This window comes from Amycolatopsis sp. NPDC003861, assembly GCF_053605405.1.
Genome location: NZ_JBSGJD010000363.1, coordinates 1 through 7,288, shown reverse-complemented (window position 1 = coordinate 7,288; position 7,288 = coordinate 1). Strand labels below are relative to the sequence as shown.

General features: G+C 71.0%; 6 protein-coding genes. 3 read left to right on the top strand and 3 right to left on the bottom strand.

Features of this window, described 5'->3' with window-relative positions:
* The first annotated feature begins 560 nt into the window (after positions 1 to 560).
* Complete coding sequence (locus tag ACWEVN_RS44855) at positions 561 to 1,325, top strand: bestrophin-like domain (protein WP_449686968.1); 765 nt, start codon at positions 561 to 563, stop codon at positions 1,323 to 1,325.
* A complete protein-coding gene (locus tag ACWEVN_RS44850; protein ID WP_452055345.1) occupies positions 1,322 to 2,662 on the top strand; it encodes a DUF6923 family protein in 1,341 nt (446 codons plus the stop codon). Before ACWEVN_RS44855 ends, ACWEVN_RS44850 begins: the two co-directional genes overlap by 4 nt.
* Positions 2,663 to 2,666: 4 nt before the next feature.
* Here the strand turns inward: ACWEVN_RS44850 and ACWEVN_RS44845 are convergent, their stop codons facing one another.
* Positions 2,667 to 3,683: an autoinducer 2 ABC transporter substrate-binding protein gene (locus ACWEVN_RS44845; RefSeq protein WP_452055344.1), complete on the bottom strand. Its 1,017-nt coding sequence runs from the start codon at positions 3,681 to 3,683 to the stop codon at positions 2,667 to 2,669.
* Positions 3,684 to 3,943: 260 nt separating this feature from the next.
* Between ACWEVN_RS44845 and ACWEVN_RS44840 the strand changes: the two genes are divergently transcribed.
* Positions 3,944 to 4,396: a DUF4396 domain-containing protein gene (locus ACWEVN_RS44840; protein WP_310977632.1), complete on the top strand. Its 453-nt coding sequence runs from the start codon at positions 3,944 to 3,946 to the stop codon at positions 4,394 to 4,396.
* A gap of 39 nt (positions 4,397 to 4,435) precedes the next feature.
* Here the strand turns inward: ACWEVN_RS44840 and ACWEVN_RS44835 are convergent, their stop codons facing one another.
* Both ACWEVN_RS44835 and ACWEVN_RS44830 read right to left on the bottom strand, forming a co-directional pair.
* Positions 4,436 to 5,671 carry a glycoside hydrolase family 88 protein gene (locus tag ACWEVN_RS44835; protein ID WP_452055343.1) on the bottom strand — a complete coding sequence of 412 codons (1,236 nt, stop codon included), beginning with the start codon at positions 5,669 to 5,671 and terminating at the stop codon, positions 4,436 to 4,438.
* 205 nt (positions 5,672 to 5,876) lie between these two features.
* Positions 5,877 to 7,091 (bottom strand): hypothetical protein, encoded by a 1,215-nt coding sequence (locus ACWEVN_RS44830; protein WP_452055342.1) that lies wholly within the window; start codon positions 7,089 to 7,091, stop codon positions 5,877 to 5,879.
* Positions 7,092 to 7,288: the final 197 nt, after the last annotated feature.

Sequence of the window (7,288 nt, the reverse complement as noted above, 5' to 3'; positions counted from 1 at the left end):
CGACTTGGTCGTCGTGGCCAGGGTCCGGGCCGCCGCCCGCCCCAAACTCGACGGCGCCTGCTCGGATTCCACCGGGTCGGTGACAGTCACAACGAGGACCACCCAATCATTCGCGTTCGGCACGTGCCCGCCCCAGCCGGCACGCCGGTCATGACCTGCTATTCCCTGATATGCGCGGTTTCGTTGCGCCGCGAAATCAACATAGCAACCGCGACTGCCCGCACAATGACACGATCGGGTCACCGGGTTAATGGCCGGGCCGCCGCTTGATCATTTTCGGATGATGTTCGACGGCCGTGGTCACGGCCTGTTCGCGGACGTCACTCGGTCGTGAGAGCCCCTGCTCGGCAGCGCGGTCCACGGTCGCCCAGCGATACCGCACCACCGGTGGTACCCCCTCGCAACTGCGCCGAATCGGCGACTTTCGTGATCCTCGTGCGGCCAGCAGGATGAATTCCGCCCTTTCTGTTGTCCGCCCGTAAATGGGTGACTAACTTGAGCGGTCCCGGACGTGGAATGCCGGGCAGTGCTTCCCGCGCTTCGCGGGCGAAAGGACCCGGATGAACATCTTCGTGGCCGGCAGTCTCTGGGTGGCCGGCGCGGCCGTCGTGGCGGGTGTGATCGCGTACCTGGTCCGCCGGTTCGGCTGGGACGAGGGCCGGCCCGACAACAACGACGCGGCGGGCCAGGTGTTCACCATCGTCGGCGGGCTGCACGCGGTCCTGGTCGCCTTCGTCCTGATCTCGCTGTTCGACTCGGTGAGCGAAGCGAGCCAGAACGCGCAGACCGAAGCCGACAGCCTCGTCGCGGCCACCTGGGCGGCCGACGCGCTGCCGGCCGAGACGAAGGACCGGGTGCACCAGCTCGCCGCCGCGTACGCGCGGACGGTCGAGGAGCAGGAGTGGCCGCGCCTGGCCGACGGCGGCCCGGTGCCGGCCACGGGCGCGACGCAGCTCGACCAGATGCGCGAGGCGGTGGCGGCCGCCCCGGCCGAGGACGACTGGCTGCTCGACCGCAAGACCGAGGCGAGCAACCAGCTCTGGTCGGTCTACCAGGCCCGCGAACAGCGGCTGGCGCACTCCGGCGCGGACGGCGTCGGCGCCGTCGTCTGGTTCGCCCTGATCCTCGGCAGCCTGATCACCGCGATCCTGCTGCCCAACCTGTTCGGCGGCACCCGGCTCGCCGCGCACATCATCATCGTGTCCACGCTGGCCGGCACGATCACGTTGCTGCTGTTCGCCATCTACCAGCTGCAGAACCCGTTCAGCGGCGGCGCGAAGGTGGCGCCGGAGGCGTTCACCTCGGCCCTGGAAAGGCTGGCTTGACCGGCACGCGGGCCCGCTGGGCGGCGATGCTCGGCGTGGCCGTGGCGGTCTCGGCGCTGCTGGCGGCCACGGGCTGGCTCGCACCGCCGTCGGCGAAGGAGCCGGCCCACGCGCCGGGCGGCTGCACGGTCCTCCAGGCCGAGAACGAGCGCGACGGCGCACCGACGACGTTGCGGCTGCTCTCCCTGCCCGGCGGGGTGACGCGCCGGGTGAGCCAGGCCGGCTACTGGATCAACGCGATGGGCTACTCCGCCGCGCAGGGCGTGATCTACGGCGTCGCCGACGGCACCCGCGCCGGCCGCTACCCGGGCGCGCACGCGGTGCGGATCGACACCGCCGGCGTGGTGACCGACCTGGGCGTGATCGGCCGGGCCGGCGCGCGGAAGCCGGTGTGGAGCCCGGTCACCGGCGCCACCGCGGGCGCGATCGACGGCGACCGCTGGTACGTCCGGCAGGGCAGCGATCTGTACACAGTGGACATCGACCCGGCGGCGCCGGACTACGTGCGGGTGGTGCACCGGACGGCGCTGCGGCCGGTGTCGCTGGCCGTCGGGGTCGACGACTTCGCCTTCGACCCGGCGGACGGGCTCCTCCACGGCGTCTCGGCGACCTCGCGCGGGGATAGCTCGGTGGTCACCCTCGACCCGTCGAGCGGGAAGGTCGTGGTGGTGCCCGGGCTGAAGTTCCCCGAAGGCGGCGCGTACGGGTCGGTGGTGCTCGCCCCCGGCGCGATCTACGCCACGGCCAACCGCGCCGGGCAGCGCAGCGTCACCTACCGCCTCCCGCGCGACGGCTCGGGCCCGGCCACCGAGGTCGCTTCCGGGCGGCCGCTGGTGAGCGGCGACGCGGCCGGATGCTTCGCCGAGGCGCCCGCACCCCTGCCCCCACCGCCGCCGACGACCCCTCCGGGGCAGTCCTCACCTCCGCCGACGACACCCCCGGGGCAGTCCTCACCCCCGCCGACGACCCCTCCGGGGCAGTCTTCGCCCCCGCCGACGACGCCTCCGGGGCAGTCGTCACCTCCGCCGCCGCCGCCCCGGACCGAGCCGCCGGCACCGGAGCCATCACCCCCGCCGCCACCACCGGTGGAGCAGCCCGTCGTCGCGCCGCCGACCCCCGTGCCGGCCCCGCCGCCTTTGGTCACGCCGGCGCCGTCCACCCCGGCCCCGCCGCCTTCGCCGCCGACGACACGCCACGCGCGTCCGGAGAAGAAGACCCAGCCGGTCGTCCAGGACGCCGGGCACCGCACCGAGCAGAAACGGCGCTGGGGGCTGACGGCGCTGATCCTGGTGCTCGGCGGCGGCGCGGCGGTCGGCCACGTGCGCCGGCACCGGTGAGGGGTCAGTACTTGAACTGGTCGACGTTGTCGGCGGTGATGAGCAGGGGATCGCCCAGCAGGACGGTCTTCGTCGCGTCGTCGTACTTCACCGCCGGCAGCTCCAGGCTCACCTTGTTGACGGCCTGGAGCAGCTTGCCGTCGGCGATCTGCTTCGCCGTCCACGCGGTCAGGTAGCCCAGCGACTCGACGTTCCACAGCACCGACTGCGAGCACGAGCCCTTGAGCAGGTACGGCTTGATGGCTTGCGGCGTCCCGACACCGACGGTGAACACCTGGCCGATCTTCTGCTCGTCGTCCACCGCCTTCGCGACGCCGGGCGCGGACGTCGTGCACTCGCCGATCAGCCCGGTCAGACCGGGGTGGGCGGCCATGAGCTGCTTGGCGAGGACGGTCGCCTTGTCCGTGTCTTCGCCCGCGTACACGGTGTCGACCAGCTCGGCCTTCGGGTAGCGGCCGGCCGCGTACTCCTTCTGGACGGCGATCCACGAGTTGAGGTTCGCCGCGGCCCGCCCGCAGGAGACGATCGCGTACTGGCCGGTGCCGCCGGTCTTCGCCATCAGCGCGTCGACGAGCGCGGTGCCGATGCCCTGCGCGCTCGCCTGGTTGACGAACACCTCGCGCTGCGTGCCCGGCGCGTCGGTGTCCGAGGTGAGCACGTGGATGCCCTTCGCCCGGGCCTCGGCGATCACGCCCGCGAGCGCGGCCGGGTCGTTCGGGGCCACGACGATGACGTCGACCTTCTTCGCGATCAGGTCGCGCACGATGGCGACCTGATCGGCCGGGTCGACGGTCTCCGGGCCGGTCGAGTGCCACACGACGCCGAGCTGCTTCGCCGCTTCGCGGCCGCCGTTGTCCATCGCCTGGAAATACGGGATGTCGCGGACCTTGGGCACGAACTCGATCCGGGTCGGTGCCGGGGCGGGTGCGCTGTCCAGCTGGTCCGAGCAGCCCCCCAGCGCGAGCGCCGCGACCAGTGCCATCGCCGCGACCAGCCGGGAAGTCTTCGACGGCCCTCGCATCTCCACCCGTTCCTCAGGAAATTCGATCGGTTCGATGGGTCTGCGCGTGGTGGAGACCAAGGGCGAACGTAGGGCCCCGGGTAACTGTGGTCAACGGGATGTGCGCAAAGGGTTACGGAAGTGAGTTGTGTCTCGGGCGGTCGCGGAGGTGAATGCCCTGGCCGGACGCTTTCGGTTACGCTCCGTAGTAATCTGCCTGCCTCGGGTGGTGTGACCCGGGAGACGTGCGTCAGGTACCCCCTAGGGGTATAGTCCGAGTCATGAGCGAACAGCACGGGGCTTCGTGGGCGACGGCGATCCAGGCGACTCTGCACTGCCTGACCGGCTGTGCCATCGGTGAGGTGCTCGGCATGGTGCTGGGCACGGCGTTCGGCCTGCACAACGCGGCCACCGTGGTCCTCTCGATCGCGCTGGCCTTCGTCTTCGGCTACGGCCTGACCATGCGGGGCGTCCTGAAGTCGGGGATGAACCTCCCGGCGGCGTTCAAGGTCGCGCTGGCCGCGGACACCGTGTCGATCGCCGTGATGGAACTGATCGACAACACCGTGGTCGTGGCGATCCCGGGCGCGATGGACGCCGGGCTGGCCAGCCTGCTCTTCTGGCTGGCGCTGGTCCTCTCGCTGGCGATCGCGTTCGTCGTCACGGTGCCGGTCAACAAGTGGATGATCGGGCGCGGCCTCGGGCACGCCAAGGTGCACGCGCACCACCACTGAGCAGGGCGTCCGGGGAGGTGGCGGCCTCCCTGGACGCCGCTACCCGGCGGACAGGTCGACCGCGCGGTCGACCTTGCGCCGGTCGAGCACCCGCAGGATGCCTTCCAGCAGGTAGTAATCGGCGTAGGGCAGCGAGACCTCGACGCCGTCCTCGGCCGGGCGGTTGCGGGTGCAGCGGGCCACACTGGCCTCGGCGCGGGAGGACTTCGTCGTCAGGCACGTCCGCGACACCGCGGTGAGGATCCGCAGCGCGCTCTCCCGGTACTGCGGGCGGTGCGTGAGCTCGGCCAGGTCGAGCAGGCCGCACGCCATGATCACGCCGGCGGAAGCGTCCTTGACGTCGTTCGGGGCCTGCGGGGCCAGGTAGTCCCACACCGGAACGTGGTCGGCGGTCAGCCGGGACAGCGCGAAGTCCGCGAGCCGCCGGGCCGTGGTCAGGAACTCCGTGTCCCCGGTGCGCCGGTGGATGGTCGTGAACCCGTAGACGCCCCAGGCCTGCCCGCGCGACCAGCACGACGTGGGGCTGTAGCCCTGCACGGTGTTCGGCCCGATCGGCGCGCCGGTGACCGGGTCGAAGTCGAACACGTGCGGCGTCGACCCGTCGGGGCGCAGGAAGTTCCGCTGCGCCGTCTTCGCGTGCGCGACGGCGATCTCGAGGTACTTCGGGTCCTGCGTCTGCGCGCCGGCGAACGCGAGCAGGTCGAGGTTCATCATCGTGTCCATGATGACGCGGCCGGCGTTGTTCGGGTCGGACAGCGCACCCCAGGCGCGGATGAACCGCCCCGCCGGGTTGTAGCGCTTGATCAGCGACGACGCCGCCTGGATCGCGCCCGCCTTCCACTTTTCGTCGCCGGTGAGCCGCCAGGCGGTCACCCACGAAGGGTAGAAGAGGAATCCGAGGTCGTGCGTGCCCGTGTCGTTCTGGCGCGGCGCGAGTTTTTCGGCGGACGCCAGCGCGAGGGTCTTGAATTGTTCCTCGCCGCTGTGCAGCCAGGCCAGCCACAACTGGCCGGGCCAGAATCCGCCGACCCAGTCGCCGTTCTGCGAATAGGTCCATTTCTCGAACTTCGTGCCGACCGGGAACGCGGTGACCCCGGGGGCCACCGCGCGGAGCTTGCCCACCGCGTAGTCGGCCGCTTGGCGGAGCGTCCGGGTGACCGAGGCCAGGTCGAAGGGTTCTGGGGTGGCGGCCGAGGCGGCCGTCGGGGTGCTGGCGCCCGCCGCCACCGCGGCGCCGGCCGCGGTGGTCAGCAGGGTTCTCCGGGAAACGCTCACAGGTACCCGCCATTCCGTGATTTCGTGATTCCGTGGGAGGGAATTTTGGCACGCACGGCGGGGCGTTGTACACCCGGCGGAAGTCTGTTCACGGTTGTGAATTATGTGCCGCTGAGTGGAATGGCCGGGAAATGGGCGAAGGCCCGGCGGGGGACACCGGGCCTTCGCCGTTGTCGCGGGTGAGGGCAGTCAGCCGCGACGGTTTTCAGCAGTGCGGGGCGACCGGCTGGTCGGAACCCGTCTGCAGGTAGGTGTCGGACACGTAGTGGCCCGGGCCGATCCGGTCCCAGATGTTGCCGGTGCCGAACTTGCCGGTGACGGTGTCACCCTCGACGTAGCACTCGATGTTCACCTTGGCGTAGTTCGCCGCCAGGCCCTTGATGGCGGCCGAGGTGCTCGCGCTCGCCCGGACGTTCATCGGGTCGCCGGCCGTGCTGACCACGCCGGTCGGGCCGGAGCCGGTCCACAGGTAGGTGACGTTGACGTTGCCGTTGTCGGACATGCCGAGGCCGTCCCAGAAGACGCCGTCGGCGAGGTCGATGCCGGCCGGGTTCTGCACCTTGTAGCCGAGACCGCTCTTGCCGCCGTTGTAGCCGTTGTGGTACGCGGCGTACGCCTCGGGCTGGCCCTGCGGCAGGTCCTTGAACTTGGTCCGCACCGACGCCGGGTTCCAGTAGTCGTCCTGCTCGTTCCACGGGCCGACGTCCCACACCGGCGCGTACTCGCACTTGCTGCCGTCGGTGCGGCAGACGCGGACCGAGTAGTTGCCGGTGCCCTTCGGGGCCAGTGCCTTGCCGGACGGCAGCGCGACGAAGTGGTCGCGGCTGGTGATGACGTGGCCGTTCGCGGTGGTTCCGCCGGGCAGGCCCTCGCGGGTGCCGTACACCTTGTAGGTCAGTTCGGTGGCGGCGGTCAGAGCGTTGGCCTGCGGGGCGCTGTCGGCGCTGAGCTTCACACCGGTGACCGACGGGCGCACGCCGTCGGTGCTGCTGTGCAGGCTGATCCGCACCTGCACTTCGCTGACGGAGCTCTTCAGCGTGGTGCCCGCGGGAGTCCACTCGGTCCAGTCGTCGACGCCGGTCCGGCCGCGGACGTCGACGTCGACCGACGTGCCCTTGGGGGTGTCGGCGGTCAGTTCCGCGCTGACGCGGTTGGCGGCCGAGCCGAGCTTGTGCTCGGCGGTGGTCAGGCTGCCCTCGCTGCCGGCGAACACCCGGGCGGTCCGGTGCCAGGCGGCGTCGGCCAGGGTGAGCGTACCGCCCGCTCCGGTGACGTTGACGTCGTTGCTGTCCACAGTGGACAGGTCGGCGGTCCAGTTCGTGGTGGTGGCGGCCTGGGCGGGGGCTCCGGCCAGTGCCGTCACCGCCCCGGCGGCCAGGACCGCCGCGGTCACGCGGCCGGCCATCTTGTTCCGGATCATTCCCCGGTTCTCCTCTCGCACCTGTTTCGTAGGTGGGGGAAGAGTGACTGGGGCGTGTACATGATCCGTACAACGGGGTTGTGCGGTTCCGCTGCTGGTTGCGGGGCCTCCCTGCCGGGGGCTCCCCCGCCGGCCCGAACGCCGGATTTTTCAACGGCCGACAGGCTGTGTCAAGGCATCTTTCCCGCCTTGACACA

Bases quoted from the DNA above. Each gene is read 5' to 3' on its own strand.
- ACWEVN_RS44855 (WP_449686968.1), top strand. From the start codon at position 561: ATGAACATCTTCGTGGCCGGCAGTCTCTGGGTGGCCGGCGCGGCCGTC.
- ACWEVN_RS44840 (WP_310977632.1), top strand. From the start codon at position 3,944: ATGAGCGAACAGCACGGGGCTTCGTGGGCGACGGCGATCCAGGCGACT.
- ACWEVN_RS44830 (WP_452055342.1), bottom strand. From the start codon at position 7,091: ATGATCCGGAACAAGATGGCCGGCCGCGTGACCGCGGCGGTCCTGGCC.
- ACWEVN_RS44845 (WP_452055344.1), bottom strand. From the start codon at position 3,683: ATGCGAGGGCCGTCGAAGACTTCCCGGCTGGTCGCGGCGATGGCACTG.